This window comes from Afipia felis ATCC 53690 (assembly GCF_000314735.2).
Taxonomy (GTDB): domain Bacteria; phylum Pseudomonadota; class Alphaproteobacteria; order Rhizobiales; family Xanthobacteraceae; genus Afipia; species Afipia felis.
In genome coordinates this window covers 1-1,051 of sequence record NZ_KB375280.1, presented here as the reverse complement: position 1 = coordinate 1,051, position 1,051 = coordinate 1, and the positions used below count along the sequence as shown (strand labels likewise).

Here is a 1,051-nt window from a genome sequence, read left to right as displayed (position 1 = left end):
GTTCGGACGCATCCGGGAGATCGGCGAGCATCAGGAGCAGCGTCATGATTGATGGAATTCTGTCGTTCGCCATCCGGCAGCGATGGCTGGTCATGATCGGCATTCTCATCATGGCGGCCCTCGGCGCCTGGAATTTCACCCGGCTGCCGATCGACGCGGTGCCCGACATCACCAACGTCCAGGTCCAGATCAACAGCAGCGCGCCTGGCTATTCGCCGCTGGAGGTCGAGCAGCGGATCACGTTTCCGATCGAGACCGCCATGGGCGGGCTGCCGCATCTCGACAGCACGCGCTCACAGTCACGTTACGGCTTGAGCCAGGTCACGATCATCTTCAAGGATGGGACCGACATCTATTTCGCCAGGCAGTTGGTCAACGAGCGCATCCAGCAGGTCAAGGACCAACTGCCCGCCGGCGTCGAGACCGCGATGGGACCGATCTCGACAGGACTCGGCGAAATCTATTTGTTCACGGTCGAAGCGAAGCCCGGCGCCCGTAAAGAGGGCGGCGGCGATTATACGCCGAGCGATCTGCGGACGATCCAGGACTGGATCATCAAACCACAGTTGCGCAACGTCCCGGGCGTCATCGAGGTCAACACCATCGGAGGCTTCGAGAAGCAATTTCATGTGCTGCCGGACCCGGCGCAACTGATGGCCTACAAGCTCAGCTTCCGCGACGTGATGACGGCGCTGGCGTCGAACAACGCCAATGTGGGTGCAGGCTATATCGAGCGGAATGGCGAGCAATATCTGGTTCGGACGCCGGGCCAGGTGGCGAACGTCGAGGAAATCAAGGAAATTGTGATTGGCTCTCACAATGGCGTTCCGGTTCGAATCGGAGACGTCGCCGAGGTGAGGGAAGGCAAGGATCTGCGGACCGGCGCGGCCACCGTGAACGGCAAGGAAACCGTTCTCGGAACCGCAATGCTGCTGATCGGCGAGAACAGTCGCGCTGTCGCGCAGCGGGTTGCCGCCAAACTCAAGGAGATCGGCCGATCGTTGCCGGATGGCGTGATCGCGCGCGCGGTATATGACCGAACGCACCTTGT

1 protein-coding gene is annotated in these 1,051 nt (G+C 61.2%); it reads left to right on the top strand.

Features of this window, described 5'->3' with window-relative positions:
* Nucleotides 1-44 precede the first annotated feature (44 nt).
* Nucleotides 45-1,051: efflux RND transporter permease subunit (locus HMPREF9697_RS20075; RefSeq protein ID WP_002719106.1), on the top strand; the 1,007-nt coding region annotated here is incomplete at its 3' end.